Raw genomic sequence first — 24,299 nt, 5'->3', positions numbered from 1 at the left:
GGCAAACGGACCGGGTCCGACGGGGGCAAATCCCGCCGGACCCGGTGCCGTACGACGGGCTCAACCCGCCCGGTAGGCAGCGGTCAGCTTCTCCACCGCCGTCCCGTACCGCCCCTGCGTCAACAGCCGGTCCGCCTCGGCGAAGGGCTTGGCGGAGGCCGGCGTGATCGCCTTTTGCTGGACGATCAGCCTCGCCTTCGTGACCAGCGCACGGCCCGCCTCGTCCGCCCCGGCCCGCTCGGCCAGCGCCGCCGCGATCCCGAGCGCCTTCAGCGCGGTCGCCCCGCCCTGCGGGACCTTGGTCAGCGTGGTCAGGCCCCAGCCGTACGGGAACTGCGGGTCGTACGCCGAGTCGCCGACGTTGATCGGCAGCTGCGCCTGCGACTTCGGCCAGGTCACCGGAAGCTGCCCGGTGAACGGCCGCCTGCCGTACAGCACGTCCGCCACGCCGTCGCCCTCCGTGCCCGGCAGCCAGGACGCCACCAGCGCGTCGATGTCGCCGAGCCGGTCGCCGATCAGCTGCGGGCGCCCGGAGACGATCAGCACCGCGCACTTCATCGCCGCGCACACCTTGTCCACGGCCGCCTTGTCGGCGTCGGTCAGCTCCAGGTCGTGGCCGTTGCCGACGTCACCGACGCCCTCGGCGTAAGGGGTCTCGCCGACGACCACGACACCGACGTCATGGCCGGTCGTCGGCGCCGACGCGTCCTTCGAGTACGTCAGCTGCGCGGAGCTCTTCCGCATCCCCTCCAGGATCGTCGTGCCCTCGGTGATGTCCCCGGACGAGCCCTGCCAGGTGATCGTCCAGCCGCCGGTCTGGTTGCCGATGTCGTCGGCGTTGGACCCGGCGACGTACACCTTCTGCGACTTCTTCAGCGGCAGGACGGAGCCCGCGTTCTTCAGCAGCACCTGCGACTCGGCCGCCGCCTCCCGCGCCACGGCCCGGTGACCGGCGGAACCGATCTTGGAGGCGCCGCTCGTGTCGGCGTACGGCTGCTCGAAGAGCCCCAGCTTGAACTTCTGGGTGAGGATGCGGGAGACGGCGTCGTCGATCCGCTTCTCGCTGATCCGGCCCGCCTCGACCTCGTCGACCAGCGTGGTGTGGAAGTCCTTGTACGCGTACGGGACCATGATCATGTCGAGGCCCGCGTTGACCGACGTACGGACGTCGGACGGGTAGTCGCCCGGGATCTGGTCGATGGCCTGCCAGTCGCTGATCACGAAGCCGTCGAAGCCCATCCGGTCCTTGAGCACGCCGTTGATCATGTCGGCGCTCGCGTGCATCTTCACCGGGCCCTCGTCGTCGCCGAGGAGGTCGAGGGAGGAGTACGACGGCATGACCGTGCCGACGCCCCGGTCCACGGCGTCCTGGTACGGCGCGAGATGGACGGCCTCCAGTTCCCGCTCGGTGACCTTGGTGACGCCCTGGTCGATGGTGTAGGTGCCGGTGGTGGAGGAGCCGTACTCGGTGCCGCCGTCGCCGACGAAGTGCTTGGCGGTGGCGAGCACCTTGTCGTTCCGGTCCAGGTCCCGTCCGTCCGCGCGCCCTTGAAGGCCCTGGATGACCGTCTCCATGGACTCGACGAGGGCCGGGTCCTCGCCGAAGGACTCGTAGGAGCGGCCCCAGCGTTCGTCGCGGGTGACGCACAGGCAGGGGGCGAAGTCCCACGGGATGCCGGTGGCCCGGACCTCGGCGGCGGTCACCGCGCCCGCCTGGTAGGCGAGTCGGGGATCGCGGCTCGCCCCGATGCCGATGTTGTGCGGCATGATCGTCGCGCCGACCAGGTTGTTGTGGCCGTGCACCGCGTCGACGCCGTAGATCAGCGGGATCTGGAAGCGGGTCGCCTGGGCCCGCAGCTGGAAGCCGTCGATCATCTTCGCCCAGGCCTCGGGGGTGTTGGGCGTCGGCGTCGAGCCACCGCCGGAGAGCAGCGAGCCGAGGTCGTACGTCGCGATGTCACCCTGCGCGGTGAGCGCTCCGCGTTCGGCCTGGGTCATCTGACCGGCTTTCTCCGCGAGGGTCATGCGGGACAGGAGGTCGGCGACGCGCTTCTTCAGCGGCAGCTTGGTGTTCAGGTACGGCAGTCCGTGGGCGTCGACGACGACCTGCGCGGTTTCCGCCGGGGCCTTGGCACCGGTGACCGTCAGCTTCAGCGGGACCGTCTCCGCGGACTCGGCTGACCGGTCCTTGAGGGTGGGGACCTGGACGGTGCGGGTCGTGCCGGAGGCGGTGCCGGCGGGGAAGGCGATCGTGCCGGTGACCGGGGTGTAGTCCTTGCCGGGGTCGGCGGTGCCGGCCGCTGTCTCGTAGGTGACCGTCACGGGCTCGTCGATCGGAGCGGACCCGGTGGTGACGACGGAGACCTTCACCGCAGCCGTGCCGCCCTCCTTCACCGGGTACACGGCGGCGCCGGTCGTGACGGACGCGCGCAGCGACTGGTCCGCCTTGCCGTAGAGCTCGACGCCGTCCATGGCGAAGTCGCTCTTGACGCCGACGGGGAGCGTGACGGCGTATCCCCACATCTCGGTGAGGCCGAGGACCTGGTCGATACCGCCGACGGGCTGGTAGTCCGTGCGATACGTGAAGTCGGTGAAGGGGATCTCGATCTGTTTCCAGCCACTGAAGTCGTCGGTGAAAGAGGTCGTCCACAGCTCGGAGGCCTCGCCGTTGGCGCCGCCGTCCTTGAGTTCGAAGGGGACCTTCTTGCCGTTGTTCCGGCCGTCCCACCAGAAGCGGATGCCTTTGCTGGCCGACCAGTCGTGGGCGGGCTTGTCGAAGGCGAAGTCGTGGGTGAAGCCGCCGTAGCCGCTGATGTCGTAGGTGCCGGTCAGGACCTTCTCGCCCTCGGGTGCGTCGGGGCGGGCGGTCAGCTGGAGGGCGGGCGGGTCGTCGGTGTCGCTGCCCCAGGTGAAGATGCCCTCGGCGGGCGGGCTCGCGAAGGGGACCTCGCCCTCGAAGCGGTCGACGGGGACGGGCGCGGGTTCATCGGCGCCGGCGGCCGCGCTCGCGGCGGTCAGCGGCAGCAATCCGGTCAGCAGGGCGGTGGAGACGAGCAGGGCGGTTCTTCGCATGGACCTTCCCTCGGCTCTCATAGTCCACATACGACTTAGATCACGCCGTGAGTTAACAAGCGCCCCTCGCTGCCGTCAAGACTTCACGTCAGAACCGGTACAGAGGCAACGGGCGGCCGGAACTGGGCCGTTGTCCGTTCGACCAATGAATGCGCGACCCCTTGACGGCTCCACGAAGCCGTCATTAACTCACGGCTCGCACGCCCCGCTTCCCCCACCACAACCCCCACGGAAGGGCGGCGCACCATGAGACGACCCCCACGCGCGATCCGGATGGTTCTCGCCGGACTGCTCACCACCGCCGGACTCACCGGCCTGGCCCACTCGTCAGCGCACGCGGCCGGCGAGCCGGTCACGGCCTACCTGACCACGACCGACGACGCCGGCGGACGCCACGTCGTTCGCGGACTCCAGGCCCAGACGCCGTTCAACTTCCAGGCAGGCAGCGGCGGTTCGGGCGAGAACATCACCGTCGACGAGAACACCCGCTACCAGAGCTTCACCGGCGGCGGCGCGTCCTTCACGGACACCGCGGCCTGGCTGATGGACGGCAGCGGCGCCCTGTCCCAGGCCACCCGGGACGACACCATGCGCAAGCTGTTCTCACCGACGGACGGCATCGGGCTGTCGTTCCTGCGCAATCCGATGGGCGGTTCGGACCTGGCACGGTTCGGCTACACCTACGACGACATGCCGGCCGGGCAGACGGACCCCGACCTCTCCGAGTTCACCATCGCGCACGATCTGCAGGACGTCGCGCCGCTGACCAAGCAGGCGCTCCAGCTGAACCCGTCCCTGACAGTGATGGCGTCACCGTGGACCGCTCCGGCCTGGATGAAGGACAGCGGGCAGCTCAACGGGGGCTGGCTGAAGGCGGAGTACTACGGGACATTCGCCTCGTACTTCGTGAAGTACGTGCAGGCCTACCAGGCGCAGGGCATCCCGATCTCGTACGTCACCGCGCAGAACGAGCCGACGTGCTGCGCCGGCTATCCGTCGATGAGCTGGAACTCCTCCGGGCTGCACTACTTCACCAAGAACGAGCTGCTGCCCAAGCTCCAGGCGGCCGGGCTGTCCACCAAGGTGCTGGCGCACGACTGGAACTGGGACACCTACGACGCCTACGCCGCCCAGACGGTGGACGACGCGGCGATCCGCTCGCACCCGAACTTCGGCGGGATCGCCTGGCACGGGTACGGCGGTGACGTGGCCAAGCAGACGCAGGTGCACAACCAGTACCCGCAGCTGGACGCCTTCGGCACCGAGCACTCCGGCGGGACGTGGATCGCCAACCAGCAGCGCGAGGACATGATGAACATCATCGACTACACCCGTAACTGGGCGAAGTCGGTGACGAAGTGGTCCCTCGCCCTGGACCAGAACCGCGGCCCGCACAACGGCGGTTGCGGCACCTGCGACGGACTGATCACCGTGCACAACGGCGACTCCCGGCACGGCCAGGTCGACTTCACCGTCGAGTACTACACGATGGGCCATCTGACGAAGTTCGTGAAGCCGGGTGCGCAGCGGATCGCCTCCACGGCATCCTCGTCGGTGCCGAACGTGGCATGGCGCAACCCGGACGGTTCGAAGGCGCTGATCGCGTACAACGACGCGTCGACCGCGAAGACGGTGACCATCAACTGGGGCTCGCAGCACGCCACTTACTCGCTGCCGGGCAAGACGTCGGCGACGTTCACATGGTGATCTGACGCGGGGCCGCTACGATGCCCTGGCCGCCGTGGACGGCGCGCCAGTCACAGCAGAAGGGCAGGGGGATGCTCCGCAGACGCAGCGCCGCCGACATGACGGTGTCCGAACTCAGCGAGCTGGACCGGTCGCGTACCCGGGCCGAGCTGCTGTGGGAGCTGTTCCGGCACGCCGAGCGCGAGGCGACGGACGCCATCGGCTGGTATCTGGCCAAGCGCCGAAGCCCGTCCAAGTGGTCGCGGGCGCTGCGGGCGCTGGCGGCGCTGCTGGGCATCGTCGGCACGCTCACACCGCTGGTGCACGCGGCCGTTCCGGAAAGCATCCAGCCGGAATGGGGCTTCGTGTTCCTGGCCGGCGGTGCGGGCTGTGTCCTGTTCGACCGGATCTTCGGTTTCTCCGCGTCCTGGACCCGCTACATCCGCACCGAGGTGGCGTTGCAGCAGGTCCTCAAGAAGGCCCAGGCCGACTGGGCGCAGGCCTACTTGAGGACCACCGACTCCCCCAGCGACAAGGAGCAGGCCGCGCTGCTGGGCATCATCGAGCGGCTGCGGATGGACACCCAGCGGATCCTGGAGGAGGAGAGCTCGGCCTGGATCGGCTACCTGGCGGACGGCGTCGAGGAGCTGACCCGCTCCACGGCGCACGTCCCCGGGCAGCGGCCGGGCGGCGCCGGGCTGTTCCGCCTGGACCGGATGCCCGGACGCGACCGGGGCGCCGACCAGATGCCGAGGCAGCGCGACACGGCCTTGTGACACGGCCCGGCTGCGGGCGGCCTACTCCGCCGGCTCCACGCCCGCCCGCAGCAGCCCGTAGGCGTAGGCGTCCTCCAGCGCCTGCCAGGACGCGGCGATGACGTTCTCGCCGACGCCCACCGTCGACCACTCGCCCTCTCCGTCGGAGGTGGCGATGAGGACACGGGTCGTGGACTGGGTGCCGTGCTTTCCTTCGAGGATGCGGACCTTGTAGTCGACGAGCTCGAGCTTGGCGAGCTGCGGGTAGATCTTCTCCAGGGCGACCCGCAGGGCGCGGTCCAGGGCGTTGACCGGGCCGTTGCCCTCGGCCGTGGCGACGATGCGCTCGCTCTTGGCCCACAGCTTGACGGTGGCCTCGTTGGCGTGGGTGCCGTCGGGGCGGTCCTCGACGATCGCGCGCCAGGACTCGACCTCGAAGTACTTCAGCGGCCTGCCCTCGACCTCGGCACGCAGCAGCAGCTCGAAGGACGCGTCGGCGGCTTCGTACGTGTAGCCCTTGAGCTCCCGCTCCTTCACCCGCTCGACGACCCGGCCGACCAGCTCGCGGTCGCCACCGAGGTCGACGCCGAGCTCCTTGCCCTTGAGCTCGATGGAGGCGCGGCCCGCCATGTCGGAGACCAGCATGCGCATGGTGTTGCCGACCTGCTCGGGGTCGATGTGCTGGTACAGGTCGGGGTCGACCTTGATCGCGGAGGCGTGCAGTCCCGCCTTGTGCGCGAAGGCGGAGACGCCGACGTAGGGCTGGTGGGTGGAGGGGGTGAGGTTCACGACCTCGGCGATGGCGTGCGAGATCCGGGTCATCTCGCGGAGGTGGCCGTCGGGGAGCACCTTCTTGCCGTACTTCAGCTCCAGGGCCGCGACGACGGGGAAGAGGTTGGCGTTGCCGACGCGCTCGCCGTAGCCGTTCGCCGTGCACTGGACGTGGGTCGCGCCGGCGTCCACGGCGGCGAGGGTGTTGGCGACGGCGCAGCCGGTGTCGTCCTGGGCGTGGATGCCGAGCCGGGCGCCCGTGTCGGCCAGGACCGTCGAGACGACCGCCTGGACCTGCGCCGGGAGCATGCCGCCGTTGGTGTCGCAGAGGATCACGACGTCGGCGCCGGCGTCCGACGCCGTACGGACGACGGCCTTGGCGTACTCGGGGTTGGCGCGGTAGCCGTCGAAGAAGTGCTCGCAGTCGACGAAGACGCGGCGGCCCTGTTCCTTCAGGAAGGAGACCGTGTCGCGGACCATCTCCAGGTTCTCGTCGAGCGTGGTGCGCAGCGCGAGTTCGACATGCCGGTCATGGGACTTGGCGACCAGGGTGATCACCGGGGCGCCGGACTCCAGCAACGCCCTGACCTGGTGGTCCTCGCTCGCCTTGCCGCCCGCGCGACGGGTGGCGCCGAAGGCGACCAGCTGGGCGTGCTGGAAGGCGATCTCCGCCTGCGCCCGAGCGAAGAACTCCGTGTCCCGCGGGTTGGCGCCGGGCCAGCCGCCCTCGATGAAGCCCACGCCGAAGTCGTCCAGGTGCCGTGCGATGGCCAGCTTGTCCGCGACGGTGAGGTTGATGCCCTCCCGCTGCGCGCCGTCGCGCAGGGTGGTGTCGAAGACGTGGAACGAGTCGTCGAGTTCGCTGGTTTCCGTCATGGTCTGTTGGCTCCTGATGAAGGGATCTCGGTCGTTACCGGAATGACCGGCTCCACCGTCCTCCAATGATCCCTCGCGCTGCGCTCCCGGCTGTAGGTGGGCCAGAAATGCGAAAAACCCCTCGCGGGTGCGAGAGGTCTGCGCGCGGGTCGAGGACGACGGTGTCCGCCCGTACCTGGTCGTACGTGGCGGTCACTGCGGACCGGCGCGCCTGCTGCCAATAATCATGGCGAACGAGAGCACGGGGGCAGTCTGGCACAGCTTTCCCCCGCGCTCACCGTCCGTCTCATGATGCGAACAGCCGGTTGATCATCGCAGGTGGCGTACGAACGCGTCGGCGCCGTCGTTGGTGTCGCCGGCCGGGATCAGCGTCGGGTCGAACGACTGGAAGACGATACGGCGGGCACCGTCGGCGATCCGGCCCGGCAGGACCTCGGCGGAAGCGGTGCCGCCGGTGGTGTCCGGGGTGACCAGGGTGGTGGTGCCCTTCTTCAGGTCCCGCAGATAGACGGGCGTCTCCTTGCCGTAACGGCTGCCGGGCTCGGCCACCTCCGACATGAACGTGAGATACCGGCCGTCGGAACTGATCGCGCCGTTGCGGGTGTAGACCTCGCCGGGGCCGCCCTGGGTGCCGTGGATGCGCTGGTTGGCGCCGGTGGCGACGTCGTGGACGAAGACATTCCAGCTGACGTCGTTGTCATCGGGGACCAGGTGGGTGTCGCGGGACTCGAAGACGACGGTACGGCCGTTGCCGCTGATCGACGGGTTCAGGGACTCCTTCTCCGTCTGCGAGCCGTCGTGGGAGCGGTCGATCTGGGTGTGCTCGCCCCTGGTGCGGTCGTACATCCAGACGTCGCCCCAGTCGTCGCCGCGCGGGCCGTTCATGAAGTTGTACTGGTAGACGACCCGGCGGCCGTCGTCGCTGACCGTCGGCCGGGAGGCGTTGCGCGGCTCCCAGGTGGGCTTCGGGTGGCTGATCCGCTCGGTGGTGCCGGCGACGCGGTCGCGCAGGAAGACCACGCTCGCGCTGCTCTCGGCGCTCTCCTGGAGCGTGTAGACGGCGTAGCGGCCGTTGGGGCTCACGGAGACCTCGGCGGGCTGTCCGGTGAAGCCCTCGGGGATCTCCAGGCCGAATCCCACCCGCTTCCCCGTGTCGATGTCGTGGATCCACACGTCCGTGTCCTCGTTGGACGGGCCGTACTGGACGTAGACATAGCGGCCGTCGTCGAGAACCGCCACCAGGCCGCCGAACCCCGCGAATCGGAGCTTGCCGGTGTGCGGGTCACGCAGGTACATGCCGCCGTGCGGCACGTTGGGGTCGAGGTCTTCGGCGTCCGAAGTGAGCGCGATGTGACGGCCGTTGCGGCTGATGACGGAGTTGTGCGTGATGCCGTTGCCCGCCTTGCCCTCCGGTGTGACGCTGATCGGCTCGGTGCGCGGAGCGCCGGGTGCGGCGCCCGCCGTGGTTCCCGTCAGCGCCACCGTGACGGCGACGGCGACGGCAGTGAGCGCGGCAATCCGCTTGCCGCTGTGCATGGTTGTTCCCCCCGTGGCTGGACATGTTCCCCCTGAGTTCCCCGTGGACGCTTCTCCCCCGGCCCCGCGCCGAGGGCTCTCTTCGAGGCAAACGCACCACGCGCTACAGGGTCAATCGCCCTTTTTGCGTACAACCAGGGCGTGTGGTCAGACGTCCGCGAGGAGGCTCTCGTCGAGGAACTCCCGTACGTGGCTGAGAATCTGCGCTCGGTCCGTGCCGCGCAGCCCGATCGCCACGTGGATGGAGAAGCCGTCGAGCAGGGCTCGCAGACGGGCGGCGAAGCGGTCCGGGTCGACCGCCCGGAACTCCCCTCTCGACATCCCTTCCGCCACCAGGGCCACCAGGTCCCGGTGCCAGACGCCCTCGATGGCGGCCTGGCGTTCGCGGGCCTCGTCGTCGGCGTTCTGCGAGCGGTTCCAGACCTCCAGCCAGAGCGTCCAGTGAGGGTCGCGGTGGCCGTCGGGCACGTACAGGTCGACGTACGCGTCGAGCCGCTCCCGGGCCGGTGCGGACCGGGTCAGCAGCCGGCCGCGCTCCGCGCCCAGTCTGCCTTCGCTCCACTCCAGGGTCTGGAGCAGCAGCTCGTCCTTGGAGTGGAAGTAGTAGAGGAGATGGCCGCTGCTCATCCCGACCTGGCGGCCGAGCGCCGCCATGGTCAGCTTCTCCAGACCGCGCTCGGCGATCATCTCCATGGCGGCGGCGAGAACGTCCTCGCGGGGCGGGGCGGGGGTGCGGCGACGGGTCGTCACTCGGCCGCCTCCACCTGCACGGCGTCGGGCAGGAAGTGGATCTCGTACGGGACGTAGCAGTCGCTGAACAGGGTCGCGACCAGCCCTCCGCAGCATCCGCACACCCGGTTGGGCCCCTCCTGGCCGGGTGCGCCGCAGCAGCCGATCTCCGACGACTCGGGGTTGTGGGACAGCCGACCTGCCGTGTCCTCGGGATGTGTCACCAGGGTGTCGCGCGGTCCGGCCGACATCAGGAACCCGTCGCCGTCGGGGTCCGAGATGCACACACCCGGGATCGCCGCCCCCGCCCACTCCGGATCCGGATGTGGCACGAACGGTGCCCCGGACGGCTCCGGGTCCACCGCGTAGGTGCCGCGCGGCACGGTCGACGGGGCGTGCCGTGAGCCGTCCGGATTCTTCAGCCCGCCGTACTCGGGGCGTTCCGGCAGCCCGGGCAGCGGTCGCAGCGGCTCGGTCAGCCGGTGTCCGCAAGCGGCGCAGAGCAGTACGTTCACCCGTACGTTCTACCTGACCGGCACCTTGGGCTGCTGCTGAGTGACGCAGTGGATCCCGCCGCCGCCCGCGAAGATCGTCCGGGCGTCCACCAGCGTCACCGTCCGCTCCGGGAACAGCCGGCGGAAGATCCCGGCCGCGATCTCGTCGCGCGGGTCGTCGAAACCGCAGAGCACCACGCCGCCGTTGCAGAGGTAGTGGTTGATGTAGGAGTAGTCGGCCCAGTGGCCGTCCGCCTCCAGGACGGTCGGCGCGGGCACCTCGACGACCTCCAGCCGGCGCCCGCGCGCGTCCGTCTGCGACGTCAGCAGGCCGACGATCTCCTGGGTCACCTCGTGGTCGGGGTGCGCCGGGTCCGGCTGCACATGGGCCACGACCACACCCGGGCGGGCGAAGGCGGCCACGATGTCCACGTGCCCCAGCGTGCCGAAGCCGTTGGGCGGGTAGTCGCCGGTGAGGCCGCGCGGCAGCCAGATCGCCTTGCGGGTGCCGAGGTGGGCGTGGATCTCCGCCTCGACCTGCGCCTTCGTCCAGCCCGGGTTGCGCTCGGGACCGAGCTGGACCGTCTCGGTCAGCAGCACCGTGCCCTCGCCGTCGACGTGGATCGCGCCACCTTCGTTGACGAGTTTCGAGGCGTACGTCTTCGTCGCACCCGCGAGGTCCGAGACATACGCGGCGATCTTCGCGTCGTGCTCCCAGCGGGCCCAGCTCTGGGCGCCCCAGCCGTTGAACGTCCAGTCGACGGCGGCGAGTTCACGCCCGTTGGTCAGGAAGGTCGGCCCGATGTCGCGCATCCAGGCGTCGTCGAGTTCGCGCTCGACGATCTCGATGTCCTCGCCCAGCAGGGACCGGTCGGCCTGCCCCGGCCCGCACACCACCGTCACCGGCTCGAACCGGCGGATCGCCCGGGCGACCGACGCCCACGCGGCACGGGAGTCCGCCAGGTCGTCCGGGTCCTCGAAGGTCGGGTTCGGACCCGGCCAGGCCATCCACGTGCGCTCGTGCGGGGCCCACTCGGCGGGCATGCGGAAGCCGTCGGAGGCGGGAGTGCTCACAGGGTTCCTCACAGGAAGTACAGGCGGTTGAGGGAGACCGAGTCGGCGGGCTCGGAGCGCATCGGATCGCCGTCGAGGGTGACCAGTCCGGTGCGCTGGTCCACATCGACGGTTCCGGTACGGGAGTTGCGGCGCAGGTCGGCCGGTCCGATACCGCGGGTGCCGCGGACGGCGACCCGGCGGCGGCGCGTCGGCATCGAGTCGTCGCCCTGGTCGACGGCGGCCCGGGCGACGAAGGCCACCGAGAGGTCGGCGGGTGTGGCGCCGTACGCCCCGAACTGCGGTCCGAGGACGAGGGGTTCGCAGGTGTCGGTGGCCGCGTTGGGGTCGCCGACCACGCCGTACGCCGGGAAGCCCGCCTTGAGTACGAGCTGCGGCTTGGCGCCGAAGTACTCCGGCCGCCACAGCACGATGTCGGCGAGCTTGCCGACCTCCAGTGAGCCCACCTCGTGCGAAAGCCCGTGCGCGATGGCCGGGTTGATCGTCAGCTTGGCCATATAGCGCAGGACGCGGTCGTTGTCGTGACCGTCGTCCGGGGCGCCGAACTCGGCCTTCATCTTCCCGGCCATCGCGAACGTACGGCGCACCGTCTCGCCCGCGCGTCCCATGCCCTGCGCGTCCGACGAGGTGATGCCGATCGCGCCCAGGTCGTGCAGCACGTCCTCGGCGCCCATGGTCCCGGCGCGGATGCGGTCGCGAGCCATGGCGGCGTCGCCCGGCAGGTCGGTCTTCAGGTCGTGGACGGACACGATCATGCCGTAGTGCTCGGCGACCGCGTCCCGGCCGAAGGGCAGGGTGGGGTTGGTGGAGGAGCCGATGACGTTCGCGACGCCAGCCATCTTCAGCACGTTCGGCACATGTCCGCCGCCGCAGCCCTCGATGTGGAAGGCGTGGATCGTACGCCCCTCCAGGACCCGCAGGGTGTCCTCGACCGACAGGCACTCGTTCAACCCGTCGCTGTGCAGGGCGACTTGGACATCGTGCTCCTCGGCGACCCGCAACGCCGTGTCCAGCGCCCGCGTATGGGCGCCCATGTCCTCGTGCACCTTGAAGCCGGAGGCACCTCCTTCGGCCAGGGCCTCCACCAAGGGCGCCTCATGCGACGACGAACCCCGGCCCAGGAAGCCGATGTTGACCGGCCAGGCGTCGAAGGCGTTGAACGCATGCCGCAGCGCCCAGGGCGAGTTGACCCCGACCCCCCACACGGGCCCGAACTCCTGGCCGATGATGGTGGTCACCCCGGACGCCAGTGACGCCTCCATGATCCGCGGCGACAGCAGATGGACGTGCGTGTCCACGGCACCGGCGGTGGCGATGAGCCCCTCGCCGGACACGATCGACGTACCCGTGCCGACGACGACATCGACCCCGTCGAGGGTGTCCGGGTTCCCGGCCCGCCCGATGGAGCAGATGCGTCCCTCACGGATGCCGATGGAGACCTTCCGGATCCCCTGCACGGCGTCGATCACGACCACATTGCTGATCACCACGTCACAGGTCTCCCGCACGGCGGCGGCCTTGAGGTGCAGCCCGTCGCGCGCGGTCTTGCCGAATCCGGCGAGGAACTCGTCGCCGTAGCGCTGGGAGTCGTCCTCAACACGGATCACCAGACCCGAGTCGCCGAGGCGGACGCGGTCGCCCGCGCGCGGGCCGTGCGTGGACGCGTACTCGTACGGATTCACCGTTCGACTCCCAGGTATCCGCAGGCGGCGGCCCTGCGCAGGGCCTCTTCCTTCACCCCCGGCGCGTCCAGCGCCCCGTCGACCAGACCGGCGAACCCGATCGCGATCCGCTCACCCCCGATGGGCACGAGCCCGACCTCGACGCTCTCCCCCGGCCCGAACCGCACCGACGACCCGGCGGGCACGGCGAGCCGCATGCCGTAGGCCTTCTCGCGTACGAAGTCCAGGCGCGGGTTGGCCTCGAAGAAGTGGAAGTTGGACGTCACCGAGACCGGCACGGTGGCGGTGTTGGTGACCTTCAGCCGTACGACCGCCTCGGGCTCGGCGTGCGCCGGTCCCGGCAGCAGCGCACCCGGTGCGCCCTCCCCCAGACCGCCCCCGATGGGGTCCGGGACCACCGCGAGCCGCGAACCGTCGTCGAAGACGGCCTCGACATGCACCTCGGTGACCACGTCCGCGACACCCGGCAGCACGTCATCGGGGCCCAGGACCGACCGGGCGCGCTCGATGGCCTCGGCGAGCCGGACGCCGTCCCGGGCCGCCTCGCAGACGGTGTCCGCGATGAGCGCGGTGGCCTCCGGCACATTGAGCCGGAGCCCTCGGACCCGGCGCGCCCGGGCCAGCTCGGCGGCCCCGAAGAGCAGCAGCCGGTCGCGTTCGGTGGGGGTCAGCCGCATGTCGTTCCCTTCGTTTCGAACGCCACTCTAAACATGAACGCATGAGAAGGGAAGGGTTGACGTCTCCCATCGCGTGACCCACATTGAGTGGCGTTCTAAATGTCGGGCAAGGCGAAGGAGACCAGGTATGCCGATGGAACAGCGCGGAGTCGACACCGTCCCCGACGAGGAACGCACCAGCTCCCCCCGTGACCTCGTCTCGATCCTGCTCGGCTCGAACCTCTGCCTGGGCGTGATCGTCTTCGGCTGGCTGCCGCCGTCCTTCGGCCTCGGCTGGTGGGCGTCGGTGAGCTCGATCGCCGTGGGCACGGTGCTCGGCACGCTGTTCACGGCCCCGCTGGCGCTGGTCTCCCTGCGCACAGCCACGAACCTGTCGACGTCGTCCGGCGCCCAGTTCGGCGTGCGCGGCCGGTTGGTCGGCTCGGTCGTCGGCCTGCTGCTGGCCCTCGGTTACACCGCCCTGACCCTTTGGATCGGCGGCGATGTGATGGTGAGCGTCCTGGGTCGGCTGTTCGGGCTGCCGACGAGTGGAATGTCATATGGCACTGTGTACGGGCTGCTCGCCGCGGCGACCGTCGCAGGCGCGGTCTACGGCTACCGCGTACTGCTGGCCATGTCCCGCGTCCTCGCGATCGGCATGACGGCCCTGCTGCTGCTCGGCGTGTTCGCGTACGCCCCGGACTTCACGACGGACGCGCTCCCGGAGGCGGGCGGGTATCTGCTGGGCGGGTTCTGGCCGACGTGGCTGCTGGCGACGGTGGCGGCGGGCCTGTCCGGGCCGATCGCCTTCATCACCCTCCTCGGCGACTACACCCGCTACATCTCACCGGTCCGCCACACCTCGCGCCGGGTCCTGCACGCGACCTGGCTCGGGCTGATGCTCGGCCTGCTGATTCCCCAACTCTTCGGCACCTTCACGGCGTACGCGGCACGCGCGGCCCTCGACTACGCGGGCCCGCTGGTCGACGCCGCCCCCACCTGGTACCTGCTGCCTCTCCTGCTGGCCGCCTCCGCGGGCTCCGCCGGCAACGCGGGCCTGATGCTCTACTCCATGGGCCTCGATCTGGACGCGATCGTCCCGCGCACCTCCCGCGCACGGGCGACCTGCGCCGTCGCGGTCGTCGCCACGGCCTGTGTGTTCGTCGGGCACTACGCGTGGGAGGCCCAGTCGGCGATGACGTCCTTCGTCCTGCTGCTGACGGCGATCGGCACGCCCTGGGCGGTGATCACCCTCATCGGCCATGTCCGCTGCGGCGGGGTCTACGACGCGGAGGCCCTCCAGGTCTTCAACCGCCGCTCCCGGGGCGGGATCTACTGGTACCGGGCAGGCTGGCACATCCCGGCGACCGTGTCCTGGGCGGCCGGCGCGGTGACCGGTCTGCTGGCGGTGTCCCTGCCGTCGTACGAGGGCCCGCTGCTGGCGCTGACCGGCGGGGTCGACTGCAGCTTCCTGCTGTCGGGTGCGGTGGGCGGGATCGGCTACCTGGCGCTGACCTCGCGGGCGGCTCATGCGCCGGTGGCCACCGAGGGCGTCGAGGGCACGGAGGCTCAGCGCGCCTCGGTGACGTCGTAGGCGGTCCGCGACTGCCGTATCTCCTCGTCGTCGGTGAGACCACCACTCGCCAGCGCCCCGCCGAGGAGGGCGGTCAGCAGCACGGCGGCGGCGACCCCCGCCCACCGCTGTGGCCGCGGACGCCGCACCGGCACGGCCTCCACCGACTCGCTCCGGCCCGGCGGCGTCACCACCGCGACGCGCCCGACGGAACCTCCCGCGTCCACCGCGGCGCGCCCGGCGGGGCTCCCGGCGTCCACCGCAGCGCGCCCGACCGAGCCTCCCGCATCCACCGCCCCGCACGCGATGCGGCTGCGCGCGTCCAGCCACGCCTCGGCCTCCGTCCCGCGCACCCCGCACGCCGCCACGAACGCGGCGACGAGTTCCGCGCGGGGCAGCCGTTCCCGGCCCAGCATGGTGGCCGCCGTGGAGTACGGCAGGGTGTGGCCCGCGTCCGCCGCACGGCGTTCCAGCCGGCGGTAGCTCAGTCCCGACCAGGCCTTGAGGCGGCGCAGCGCGGCGACGAAGGCGGCGGCGTCGGTGTCGGGCGGTGTGGGCGGTGCGGTGGTCATCGTGATCCCCCCTGGTGAGCTGGACGTACACAGGCTCGCACAAGCTCGAACGCCCTGACAGCTTGAGCAACGGCCACAGCGGCGGTCAACCTCGGTGCGGATTCCCGCCGTTGGAGGTCACATGGGTCCGTCTCACCGCTCCCGCCGCCGCCTCGCCGGTGCGGCCGCCGCCGTACTGGCGCTGCTGCTGCTCGGCGCTCCCCCGGCCGAGTCACGGCCGCCGCACGACGGCGACTCGATCGCCGACTTCGTCCACCGCACCTGGCCCAAGGGCGCCGGCGGCACCGTGCTCGCCGCTCACGGTGACGAGCTCGCGTACTGCGCCGGGTTCGGCACGTCGAACCGCGCCGCCGGCACCCCCGCGAGCTGCCGCACGGTGTACGACGTCGGGTCGGTCACCAAGCAGTTCACGGCGGCCGCGATCGTGAAACTGGAGGCGATGGGCCGGCTCCGGGTGAGCGACCGCGTCAGCCGGTACCTCGGGCCGGTGCCGGACGACAAGCGCGACATCACGATCGAGCACCTGCTCACCCACACATCGGGCCTGATCGAGGGGCTCGGCGACGACTACGACCCTCTCTCGCGCGACCAACTGGTGCGCGCGGCGCTGGCATCGAAGCTCCGGTCGGCGCCGGGAGCGGAGTTCTCCTATTCCAACACCGGGTACAGCCTGCTCGCCGCGATCGTCGAGAAGGCGTCCGGGGAGGGCTACGAGCCGTTCCTGGCCCGGCATCTGTTCGCCCCGGCCGGCATGACCCGGACCGGGTACGTGCTGCCCCGGTGGCCACGGCATCTGGTCGCCGTGGAGTACGACAGCGCGGGCCGGAGCCAGGGCAGGCCCTTCGACCACCCCTGGGCCGCCGACGGGCCGTACTGGAACCTGCGCGGCAACGGCGGCATGCTCTCCACCGCCGGCGACATGCTCCGCTGGCACCGTGCTCTCCTGGGCGACGAGATCCTGCCGGCGCGGGCCAGGGACAAGCTGTTCGAGCCACGCGTGCCGGAGCCCGACTCGGACGACTCGTACGGCTACGGCTGGACCATCAGCGACACCCCCGACGGCCCGGTGGCCTGGCACGACGGCGGCAACGACTGGTCACTGGCGCTGCTCGGCCGCTCCCTGCGCGACGGCGTCCTCGTCTTCTGGGTGAGCAACCACGCCTACCGGGAAGGGAAGTGGAACCTCGATGACCGGGCGGGAGAGCTGACCCAGGGCATCCTCGACCGGGTGCGGGCCGAGAGTTCCTGAGAACGCGAGGACCCGCCCCGGACAGGAGCCTCCGGGGCGGGTCGGCGTCCGCGGTGTGCGCTCAGCCCAGCGGGTGCATCCAGCCGTGCTTGTCCTCCGTGACGCCCCGCTGGATGTCCAGCAGCGCCTGACGGAGCTTCAGCGTGACCTCGCCCGGCTCGCCGCCCGACTGCTGCCACTCGGCGCCCTCGCGCTTGACGGTGCCGACGGGGGTGATCACGGCCGCCGTACCGCAGGCGAAGACCTCGGTGAGGGTGCCGTTCTCGGCGTCGCGCTGCCACTGGTCGCTGGAGACGCGGCCCTCCTCGGAGGTGTAGCCGAGGTCGCGGGCGACGGTGAGCAGGGAGTCGCGGGTGACGCCCTCGAGGATGGAACCGGTGAGGGCGGGGGTGACGATCTTGTCGCCGTACACGAAGTACAGGTTCATGCCGCCGAGTTCCTCGATCCACTTGTGCTCGACGGCGTCGAGGTAGCAGACCTGGTCGCAGCCCTTGGCGGCGGCCTCGGCCTGGGCGAGGAGGGAGGCCGCGTAGTTGCCGCCCGTCTTCGCGTCGCCCATGCCGCCGGGGACGGCGCGGACGCGGTCCTCGGAGAGCCAGATGGAGACCGGCTTCACGCCGCCGGGGAAGTAGGCGCCCGCGGGAGAGGCGATGACCAGGAAGAGGTACTCGCCGGCCGGCTTCACACCCAGCCCGACCTCGGTGGCGATCATGAACGGGCGCAGATACAGGGACTCCTCGCCGCCGTGCGCCGGAACCCAGGCCTCGTCCTGCTTCACCAGCGCGTCGCACGCCTCGATGAACGTCTCGACCGGCAGCTCCGGCATGCCGAGGCGACGGGCGGACGCCTGGAAGCGCCTGGCGTTCTTGTCCGGGCGGAACATGGCCACGGAGCCGTCGGGCTGGCGGTAGGCCTTCAGGCCCTCGAAGATCTCCTGCGCGTAGTGCAGGACCATGGTGGCCGGGTCGAGGGAGAGCGGCGCGTACGGGACGAGCTGGCCGTCGTGCCAGCCGCGGCCCGCCGTCCACTTGATGACCACCATGTGGTCGGTGAAGTGGCGGCCGAACCCGGGGTTGGCCAGGATCGCCGCACGCTCCGCGTCGGAGAGTGGCGAGGCCGAGGGCTTGAGCTCGATCGTGGGCGTCGTCATGAGTTGTCCTTCACCGGTTGTGTGTGACGGGCCGCGCTCACGCCAGTACTGCCAGTGGCCAGTGCTAGGACGTCCGAGCATTCCCTGATACCGCGGCTCCGCGTTCGATTATCGCAAGCGGGGGCCGTGGAAGAAATCGGCGTGAATGCGACCCAGAGGATGATGGTGGCACCCGGCGGGGACATAGAAAAGCCGCCGGGTACTGGAGACCCGGCGGCTTCGTGCAGCGCGGCGGGTCAGCCGGCTACTCGTACCGCGAGCGCGTCGCCGATCTCGGCGGTGCTGCGGGCGGGCTTGCCGGTGCGCTCGGCCAGGTCGACGGAGACCGCCTCGTCGATACGGGCGGCCTCGGCCTCGTAGCCGAGGTGGCGCAGGAGGAGGGCGACGGACAGGACCGTGGCGGTGGGGTCGGCCTTGCCCTGGCCGGCGATGTCGGGCGCGGAACCGTGGACCGGCTCGAACATCGAGGGGAACTCGCCGGACGGGTTGATGTTCCCGCTCGCGGCGACGCCGATGCCGCCGGAGACGGCCGCGGCGAGGTCGGTGATGATGTCGCCGAAGAGGTTGTCGGTGACGATCACGTCGAACCGCTCGGGCTGGGTGACCAGGTAGATGGTCGCCGCGTCGACGTGCATGTACTCGGTGGTGACCTCGGGGAACTCCTCGGCCACCTTGTTGAAGATGTTCGTCCACAGGTGACCCGCGAAGGTCAGCACGTTGTTCTTGTGGATCAGCGCGAGCTTCTTGCGGGGACGGGCCTGCGCACGGGCGAACGCGTCCCGCACCACACGCTCGACACCGAAGGCCGTGTTCACGGAGACCTCGGTGGCGACCTCGTGCTCGGTGCCCTTGCGGATGGTGCCGCCGTTGCCGGTGTACGGGCCTTCGGTGCCCTCGCGGACGACGACGAAGTCGATGGACGGCTCGCCCTTCAAAGGTGTCTCCACACCCGGAAGCAGCTTCGACGGACGCAGGTTGACGTGGTGGTCGAAGAGGAAGCGGAGCTTCAGCAGGAAGCCGCGCTCCAGCACACCGGACGGGACCGACGGGTCGCCGATGGCGCCGAGCAGGATGGCGTCGTGCTTCTTCAGGGCGTCCACGTCCGCGTCGGTGAGGGTCTCACCGGTGGCGTGGTAGCGCTTGGCGCCGAAGTCGTACTCCTTGGTCTCCAGCTTCACATCCCCAGGGAGGACGGCGGAGAGGACCTTCAGGCCTTCGGCCACGACTTCCCGGCCGATGCCGTCACCGGGAATCACTGCGAGATTGAGGATGCGAGAGCTTACCGACATACGCAGCACCCTACTCCTCGTCCCATGGGGTGACACAAGGCGTCCGGGATACGGACACCCGGTCGGCGGCAACACCACGGCGTCGGCCTCCGTTCACCCGTACGTAGGGCGGGTGTTGGGCTTCGCTGGGAAGTTCACAGCCATGGACCTTCCCGACTTCGGTATTCCGCCGCAGCTCGCGCGCCGGATGAGCATGGCCGAGCAGCACGAGTACCTGCGGACCAGACTGACCCGCCGCCGCACGCTGGTGACGGCGGGCGCGGTGGCGGGCGGACTGCTCACCGGATGCTCGGAGTCGGGAACGACGACGACAAAGCCGTCCCCCTCCGCGACGTCGAAGGTCCCCGGCTCCGTCGCCACCCCCTTCGGCCGCCACCTCGCCTTCGGCGCCGACCCGAAGACCCAGATGCGGGTCTCCTGGCAGGTGCCGGCCGCGGTGAAGAAGCCGTACGTCCGGATCGGCACCCGGCCCGAGGAGCTGAGCCGGAAGATCGAGGCCGAGGTGCGCGATCTGCACACCCCCGAACTCCAGGGCGTGCGCCCGGCGTTCGAGCAGTACTACGTGCACGCGGCCCTGGACGGCCTGCGCCCCGGCACCACGTACTACTACGGCGTCGGCCATGACGGCTTCGACCCGGCCGCCCCGGACCGCCGCTCGACGATCAGCTCCTTCCGCACGGCGCCGGCGACCCCGGAGACCTTCGTCTTCACCGCGTTCGGCGACCAGGGCGTGGGCAAGGACGCGGCAGCCAACGACCACGTACTGCTCCGCCAGAAGCCCGCCTTCCATCTCCATGCAGGCGACATCTGCTACGCGAACGTGAACGGCCGGGGCAAGGAGTCGGACTCCTACGACCCCGGACACTGGGACCTGTTCCTCAAGCAGACGGAGACGGTGGCCAGATCGGTGCCGTGGATGGTGACCACCGGCAACCACGACATGGAGGCCTGGTACTCGCCGGACGGCTACGGCGGCCAGACTGCCCGTTTCTCCCTCCCGGACAACGGCTTCGACCCGCGCACCGCGCCGGGCGTGTACGCGTTCACCTACGGAAACGTCGGTGTGGTGGCGCTGGACGCGAACGACGTGTCGTACGAGATCCCGGCCAACCTCGGCTACACGGACGGCAGGCAGACCAAGTGGCTGGACGAGAAGCTGCGTGAACTGCGGTCGTCCGCGGACGTCGACTTCATCGTCGTCTTCTTCCACCACTGCGCGTACTCCACGTCGACCCATGCCTCCGACGGCGGCGTGCGCGCCGAGTGGCTGCCGCTGTTCGCGCGGCACGAGGTGGATCTGGTGATCAACGGGCACAACCATGTGTACGAGCGGACGGACGCCATCAAGAACGGCGAGGTCGGCAAGCCGGTACCGATCGGCGAGTCGACGGATCCGACTCGGGACGGGATCGTGTACGTCACCGCGGGCGGCGGCGGCAAGGATCTGTACGGCTTTCCGGTGGGCGCGGAGGAGAGCTACGAGGGTCACGTCCGCGAGCGCGAGTCGGTGACGACCTTCCAGTGGACCAGGTCACGGCTCGCCAAGGCGGAGACCGTGGAGTGGTCACGGGTGCGCTACCGGGGCTTCTCCTTCCTCTCGGTGGAGGCGGAGAGCGGTGCGGCGCCCCGGCTGAAGGTGTCGGCGCTGGCGCAGAGCGGCGAACGCATCGACCACTTCGAGGTGCGGCGCGGAGCGTAAGGCTCCGCACCGCACCTCATACGGGCGGCTCCCGGTTTGCGAGGTGCACAGCGCCCCGAAGGGGCGCGGGGAACTGCGCGACCAGCCACGACGGTGCCGCAGACGAGCGACGGCATACCGCGGCACTTTCGAGCGGAGCGGGAGCGCTCAGTGGCCGGTCGCGCCGCCGTTGTCCCGGCGGTCGAGGGCGCGCTGGAGGGCGGCGGCCGCGTTCTTGCGGTCGGACTCGCTCGTGCGGGAGAGGTGACGGACTCGACGGCGGGCGGTCGTCTCGGCCATGAGAAATCGACTCCTTCGAATAATCCTGGAGTTCGGACAGGGGTTACGAGACGCCGGGTGGGGCGGGGAGCGGTGGCCGCAGGGGTTGCCTGCACGGGGCCCGGCTCACGTCCGCCATTCGCTTGATCGAGCGAGACGTTCGGCTCCTACAAAGTTAAGGGAGGACGGAGCGTCTGTCTCCACAATTACTCGGACTTCCTACTATCTGAGACGGCGGATTACGTCACACGGGGCTGACCTGGGATTTCACCGGACCCCCCTCCCCCACACGACTGATCCTTTTCGCGGCATGCGACTTCGTCCCGCGGCAGCGGGAACCCGTGACGTCATGAGCGACACGGCCAAGGCACTGCTCGCGGGCGGCCCGGACGATCTGCCCGAGCGGATCGTCCCGGCCCCGCCCCCGGGGACAGACGTGAAGATCAAGTTGCGCGGTGGATACGAGCACTTCCGGGCGACCGAGCGGCACGAGGACACGACGGAGGGCCGGCTGCCCGTGTACGAGTGGTGGGAGCGGACGGAGATCGCCGAGTAGGTCACCGCAGCGCCGGCACGACCGCTTCCCGGAAGCCCTTCGGGTCCTCCACCCACGGCAGATGTCCGGCCTCCGGCAGGGTCACTCGGCGGACGTTCGGCAGGGCCCGCTCCAGGGAGTCGACGGCTGAGCGCGGGCGGATGTCCTGGGCGCCGTCGACGATGAGGACGGGCAGGTCCAGGGCGCCGCAGGCGTCGTACAGCTGAGGGGCGCCCCAGGTGCGTCGGCTCTCGGCGTTCAGGGCCGTGTTGCACTCGGTGTTGATGCCGAACCAGGGGTCGGCCATCCGCCCGGCATGCTCCAGCGCCCGCTCACGGTCCTCGAACTCGACGGACCACTGGAGCACCGCACGCTCCCGGTCCTCCTTGGGCAAGTCCTGCCAACGAGACAGCCGTTCGGGGTCCTCACCGAGCCGCGCGAGGAAGGTCTCCTTGTAGGGGCCGTGCCAGTCCGACTCCGGCACGATGCCCGTACCGCTGACGTAGATGAGCGCATCGACCCGTTCCGGACGGTCCAGCGCATAGCTCAACGCCAGCTGCGCGCCCCAGGAGTGGCCGAGCAGCGCCATCCGGTCGAGGCCGTAGTGCCGTCGTACGGCGTCCAGGTCGGCCACGAAACGCTCGGTCGTCCAGGGTCCCGCGCACCGCTCCGAACGCCCGCAGCCGCGCTGGTCCCAGCGCACGACCATGGCCGTGTCGGCGAGCAGGGCGGCCACGTCCTCGAACATGTCCCAGAGGCCGGGCCCGCCGTGGCACAGCACCAGCGGCTCGCCCCGGCCCGACCGGCTCGCCCACAGCCGTACGCCGTCGTCCGTCGTGACGGTCTCCATGGGAGTCCAGTGTGCCCGCCTGCGCATGGAAACCGCCCCCGCTCCGGAGGGGGGATCCGGAACGGGGGCGGAGTTTCGCCGGGGCCGTCAGCCCATGTGCGGGTAGGTGTAGTCGGTCGGCGGGACCAGCGTCTCCTTGATGGCGCGGGTCAGGGTCCAGCGCATCAGGTTCTGCGGGGCGCCCGCCTTGTCGTTGGTGCCCGAGGCGCGGCCGCCGCCGAAGGGCTGCTGGCCGACGACGGCGCCGGTCGACTTGTCGTTGATGTAGAAGTTGCCGGCCGCGTAGCGCAGCTTGTCCATCGTGTACGCCGCCGCAGCGCGGTCGCCCGCGATGACCGAGCCGGTGAGCGCGTAGTCGGTGACCGACTCCATCTGGGTCAGCATCTCCTCGTACCGGTCGTCCTCGTAGACGTGCACCGCGAGGAACGGGCCGAAGTACTCGGTGGTGAAGACCTCGTTGGCCGGGTCCGTGCACTCGACGACCGTCGGGCGGACGAAGTAGCCGACCGAGTCGTCGTAGGAGCCGCCCGCGACGATCGTGCAGGTCGGGTCCTCCTGCGCCCGGTCGATCGCGGCCTTGTTCTTGGCGAAGGCGCGCTCGTCGATGACCGCGCCGATGAAGTTCGACAGGTCGGTGACGTCGCCCATGGCGATGCCGTCGACCTCGGCCGCGAACGCGTCACGGAAACCGGAGTTCCAGATCGACGCCGGGATGTACGCCCGGGAGGTCGCCGAGCACTTCTGGCCCTGGTACTCGAAGGCACCGCGGGTGAGGGCGGTCTTCAGGATCGCGGGGTCGGCGCTCGGGTGGGCGACCACGAAGTCCTTGCCGCCGGTCTCGCCGACGATGCGCGGGTAGGAGCGGTACTTCTCGATGTTGGCGCCGACCGTCTTCCACAGGTACTGGAAGGTCTTGGTCGAGCCGGTGAAGTGGATGCCGGCGAGGTCGCGGTGGGCCAGGGCGACCTCGGAGACCTCGATGCCGTCGCCGGTGACCAGGTTGATGACGCCCTTGGGCAGACCGGCCTCCTCCAGCAGCTGCATCAGCAGCACGGCGGCGTGGGTCTGCGTCGGGGACGGCTTCCAGACGACGACGTTGCCCATCAGGGCGGGGGCGGTCGGCAGGTTGCCCGCGATCGCCGTGAAGTTGAACGGCGTGATCGCGTAGACGAAGCCTTCCAGCGGGCGGTGGTCGAGGCGGTTCCAGACGCCCGGGGAGTTGGCGACCGGCTGCTCGGCGAGCAGATCGCGGGCGTAGGCGACATTGAAGCGCCAGAAGTCGATCAGCTCACAGGGCGTGTCGATCTCCGCCTGCTGGGCGGTCTTCGACTGGCCGAGCATGGTGGAGGCGGCCAGCGTCTCGCGCCACGGGCCGGACAGCAGCTCGGCCGCGCGAAGGATGATCGCGGCACGGTCGTCGAAGGACATCGCACGCCAGGCCGGCGCGGCGGCGAGGGCCGCGTCGATCGCGTCCTGGGCGTCCTGCTGAGTCGCGTTGCCGTACGTGCCGAGGCGCGCCTTGTGGTTGTGCGGCTGCACGACGTCGAACCGCTCGCCGCCGCCCATCCGCTTCTCGCCGCCGATGGTCATCGGCAGGTCGACCGGGTTCTCGGCCAGCTCCTTGAGCCTGGCCTCCAGCCGGGCACGCTCGGGCGAGCCGGGGGCATAGCCGTGCACCGGCTCGTTGACGGGGGTGGGGACCTGGGTCACAGCGTCCATAAGTTCCGTAACTCCTTACTGAGCGGGTGGGTCAGCCCTTGGTGAGGGTCGAGCGAGCGCTGTGCCAGCCCGGG

The 24,299-nt window shown here is 70.2% G+C and carries 19 protein-coding genes and 1 pseudogene; 6 read left to right on the top strand and 14 right to left on the bottom strand.

The window, feature by feature from the left end:
• Positions 1 to 60 precede the first annotated feature (60 nt).
• Positions 61 to 3,072 carry a glycoside hydrolase family 3 protein gene (locus tag ACTWQO_RS08150; RefSeq protein ID WP_443236540.1) on the bottom strand — a complete coding sequence of 1,004 codons (3,012 nt, stop codon included), beginning with the start codon at positions 3,070 to 3,072 and terminating at the stop codon, positions 61 to 63.
• 246 nt (positions 3,073 to 3,318) lie between these two features.
• Between ACTWQO_RS08150 and ACTWQO_RS08145 the strand changes: the two are divergent.
• A pseudogene (locus tag ACTWQO_RS08145) lies at positions 3,319 to 4,776 on the top strand (glycoside hydrolase family 30 protein); the annotation flags it as partial.
• 74 nt (positions 4,777 to 4,850) lie between these two features.
• Positions 4,851 to 5,534 (top strand): SLATT domain-containing protein, encoded by a 684-nt coding sequence (locus ACTWQO_RS08140; RefSeq protein WP_443236539.1) that lies wholly within the window; start codon positions 4,851 to 4,853, stop codon positions 5,532 to 5,534.
• Between the two features lie 21 nt (positions 5,535 to 5,555).
• Here ACTWQO_RS08140 and cimA read toward each other — a convergent pair whose 3' ends face one another.
• The 7 genes from cimA to ureA all read right to left on the bottom strand — a co-directional run bounded on the left by cimA (position 5,556) and on the right by ureA (position 13,352).
• Complete coding sequence (gene cimA, locus ACTWQO_RS08135) at positions 5,556 to 7,160, bottom strand: citramalate synthase (protein ID WP_443236538.1); 1,605 nt, start codon at positions 7,158 to 7,160, stop codon at positions 5,556 to 5,558.
• A 309-nt stretch (positions 7,161 to 7,469) separates the two neighbouring features.
• Positions 7,470 to 8,696 (bottom strand): TolB family protein, encoded by a 1,227-nt coding sequence (locus tag ACTWQO_RS08130; protein WP_443236537.1) that lies wholly within the window; start codon positions 8,694 to 8,696, stop codon positions 7,470 to 7,472.
• Positions 8,697 to 8,843: 147 nt separating this feature from the next.
• Entirely contained in the window at positions 8,844 to 9,389 is a 546-nt protein-coding gene (locus ACTWQO_RS08125; RefSeq protein WP_443236655.1) for a TetR/AcrR family transcriptional regulator, read from the bottom strand.
• A 53-nt stretch (positions 9,390 to 9,442) separates the two neighbouring features.
• Positions 9,443 to 9,940 (bottom strand): hypothetical protein, encoded by a 498-nt coding sequence (locus ACTWQO_RS08120; protein ID WP_443236536.1) that lies wholly within the window; start codon positions 9,938 to 9,940, stop codon positions 9,443 to 9,445.
• A gap of 9 nt (positions 9,941 to 9,949) precedes the next feature.
• Complete coding sequence (locus tag ACTWQO_RS08115; RefSeq protein ID WP_443236535.1) at positions 9,950 to 10,993, bottom strand: agmatine deiminase family protein; 1,044 nt, start codon at positions 10,991 to 10,993, stop codon at positions 9,950 to 9,952.
• A gap of 8 nt (positions 10,994 to 11,001) precedes the next feature.
• On the bottom strand, positions 11,002 to 12,675 hold the full coding sequence (locus ACTWQO_RS08110) for an urease subunit alpha (protein ID WP_443236534.1): 1,674 nt from the start codon (positions 12,673 to 12,675) through the stop codon (positions 11,002 to 11,004).
• A complete protein-coding gene (ureA, locus tag ACTWQO_RS08105) occupies positions 12,672 to 13,352 on the bottom strand; it encodes an urease subunit gamma (protein WP_443236533.1) in 681 nt (226 codons plus the stop codon). The genes ACTWQO_RS08110 and ureA overlap by 4 nt, the downstream gene beginning before the upstream one ends.
• A 127-nt stretch (positions 13,353 to 13,479) precedes the next feature.
• Here ureA and ACTWQO_RS08100 point away from each other — a divergent pair, with 127 nt between their 5' ends.
• On the top strand, positions 13,480 to 14,925 hold the full coding sequence (locus ACTWQO_RS08100; protein ID WP_443236532.1) for a cytosine permease: 1,446 nt from the start codon (positions 13,480 to 13,482) through the stop codon (positions 14,923 to 14,925).
• Here the strand turns inward: ACTWQO_RS08100 and ACTWQO_RS08095 are convergent.
• Positions 14,901 to 15,476, bottom strand: a complete 576-nt coding sequence (locus ACTWQO_RS08095; RefSeq protein WP_443236531.1) for a hypothetical protein — start codon at positions 15,474 to 15,476, stop codon at positions 14,901 to 14,903. The genes ACTWQO_RS08100 and ACTWQO_RS08095 overlap by 25 nt on opposite strands.
• A 121-nt stretch (positions 15,477 to 15,597) precedes the next feature.
• On the opposite strand from ACTWQO_RS08095, the gene ACTWQO_RS08090 reads away from it, so the two are divergent.
• Positions 15,598 to 16,725 (top strand): serine hydrolase domain-containing protein, encoded by a 1,128-nt coding sequence (locus ACTWQO_RS08090; protein WP_443236530.1) that lies wholly within the window; start codon positions 15,598 to 15,600, stop codon positions 16,723 to 16,725.
• A 61-nt stretch (positions 16,726 to 16,786) separates the two neighbouring features.
• Here the strand turns inward: ACTWQO_RS08090 and ACTWQO_RS08085 are convergent, their stop codons facing one another.
• A complete protein-coding gene (locus ACTWQO_RS08085) occupies positions 16,787 to 17,875 on the bottom strand; it encodes a branched-chain amino acid aminotransferase (RefSeq protein ID WP_443236529.1) in 1,089 nt (362 codons plus the stop codon).
• Between the two features lie 236 nt (positions 17,876 to 18,111).
• Entirely contained in the window at positions 18,112 to 19,164 is a 1,053-nt protein-coding gene (locus ACTWQO_RS08080; RefSeq protein WP_443236528.1) for a 3-isopropylmalate dehydrogenase, read from the bottom strand.
• A gap of 142 nt (positions 19,165 to 19,306) precedes the next feature.
• Between ACTWQO_RS08080 and ACTWQO_RS08075 the strand changes: the two genes are divergently transcribed.
• Complete coding sequence (locus ACTWQO_RS08075; protein ID WP_443236527.1) at positions 19,307 to 20,863, top strand: purple acid phosphatase family protein; 1,557 nt, start codon at positions 19,307 to 19,309, stop codon at positions 20,861 to 20,863.
• 147 nt (positions 20,864 to 21,010) lie between these two features.
• Here ACTWQO_RS08075 and ACTWQO_RS08070 read toward each other — a convergent pair whose 3' ends face one another.
• Positions 21,011 to 21,142, bottom strand: a complete 132-nt coding sequence (locus ACTWQO_RS08070; protein ID WP_301984497.1) for a hypothetical protein — start codon at positions 21,140 to 21,142, stop codon at positions 21,011 to 21,013.
• Positions 21,143 to 21,470: 328 nt separating this feature from the next.
• Here ACTWQO_RS08070 and ACTWQO_RS08065 point away from each other — a divergent pair, with 328 nt between their 5' ends.
• The gene (locus ACTWQO_RS08065; RefSeq protein ID WP_362949231.1) at positions 21,471 to 21,677 is read left to right on the top strand and encodes a DUF5988 family protein; all 207 of its coding nucleotides are present in this window, start codon (positions 21,471 to 21,473) and stop codon (positions 21,675 to 21,677) included.
• A 1-nt stretch (position 21,678) separates the two neighbouring features.
• Here ACTWQO_RS08065 and ACTWQO_RS08060 read toward each other — a convergent pair whose 3' ends face one another.
• Both ACTWQO_RS08060 and pruA read right to left on the bottom strand, forming a co-directional pair.
• A complete protein-coding gene (locus tag ACTWQO_RS08060; RefSeq protein ID WP_443236526.1) occupies positions 21,679 to 22,506 on the bottom strand; it encodes an alpha/beta fold hydrolase in 828 nt (275 codons plus the stop codon).
• Positions 22,507 to 22,593: 87 nt separating this feature from the next.
• Complete coding sequence (pruA, locus tag ACTWQO_RS08055) at positions 22,594 to 24,225, bottom strand: L-glutamate gamma-semialdehyde dehydrogenase (protein ID WP_443236525.1); 1,632 nt, start codon at positions 24,223 to 24,225, stop codon at positions 22,594 to 22,596.
• Between the last annotated feature and the right edge of the window lie 74 nt (positions 24,226 to 24,299).

It is taken from the genome of Streptomyces sp. 4N124 (genome assembly GCF_052245395.1).
Lineage (GTDB): Bacteria > Actinomycetota > Actinomycetes > Streptomycetales > Streptomycetaceae > Streptomyces.
Note: the sequence above shows the minus strand (reverse complement) of the source record. Positions and strands in the feature narration are given on the sequence as shown.

Bases quoted from the DNA above. Each gene is read 5' to 3' on its own strand.
- ACTWQO_RS08150 (WP_443236540.1), bottom strand. From the start codon at position 3,072: ATGCGAAGAACCGCCCTGCTCGTCTCCACCGCCCTGCTGACCGGATTG.
- ACTWQO_RS08140 (WP_443236539.1), top strand. From the start codon at position 4,851: ATGCTCCGCAGACGCAGCGCCGCCGACATGACGGTGTCCGAACTCAGC.
- cimA (WP_443236538.1), bottom strand. From the start codon at position 7,160: ATGACGGAAACCAGCGAACTCGACGACTCGTTCCACGTCTTCGACACC.
- ACTWQO_RS08130 (WP_443236537.1), bottom strand. From the start codon at position 8,696: ATGCACAGCGGCAAGCGGATTGCCGCGCTCACTGCCGTCGCCGTCGCC.
- ACTWQO_RS08125 (WP_443236655.1), bottom strand. From the start codon at position 9,389: ATGGAGATGATCGCCGAGCGCGGTCTGGAGAAGCTGACCATGGCGGCG.
- ureA (WP_443236533.1), bottom strand. From the start codon at position 13,352: ATGCGGCTGACCCCCACCGAACGCGACCGGCTGCTGCTCTTCGGGGCC.
- ACTWQO_RS08100 (WP_443236532.1), top strand. From the start codon at position 13,480: ATGCCGATGGAACAGCGCGGAGTCGACACCGTCCCCGACGAGGAACGC.
- ACTWQO_RS08095 (WP_443236531.1), bottom strand. From the start codon at position 15,476: ATGACCACCGCACCGCCCACACCGCCCGACACCGACGCCGCCGCCTTC.
- ACTWQO_RS08090 (WP_443236530.1), top strand. From the start codon at position 15,598: ATGGGTCCGTCTCACCGCTCCCGCCGCCGCCTCGCCGGTGCGGCCGCC.
- ACTWQO_RS08085 (WP_443236529.1), bottom strand. From the start codon at position 17,875: ATGACGACGCCCACGATCGAGCTCAAGCCCTCGGCCTCGCCACTCTCC.
- ACTWQO_RS08080 (WP_443236528.1), bottom strand. From the start codon at position 19,164: ATGTCGGTAAGCTCTCGCATCCTCAATCTCGCAGTGATTCCCGGTGAC.
- ACTWQO_RS08075 (WP_443236527.1), top strand. From the start codon at position 19,307: ATGGACCTTCCCGACTTCGGTATTCCGCCGCAGCTCGCGCGCCGGATG.
- ACTWQO_RS08070 (WP_301984497.1), bottom strand. From the start codon at position 21,142: ATGGCCGAGACGACCGCCCGCCGTCGAGTCCGTCACCTCTCCCGCACG.
- ACTWQO_RS08065 (WP_362949231.1), top strand. From the start codon at position 21,471: ATGAGCGACACGGCCAAGGCACTGCTCGCGGGCGGCCCGGACGATCTG.
- ACTWQO_RS08060 (WP_443236526.1), bottom strand. From the start codon at position 22,506: ATGGAGACCGTCACGACGGACGACGGCGTACGGCTGTGGGCGAGCCGG.
- pruA (WP_443236525.1), bottom strand. From the start codon at position 24,225: ATGGACGCTGTGACCCAGGTCCCCACCCCCGTCAACGAGCCGGTGCAC.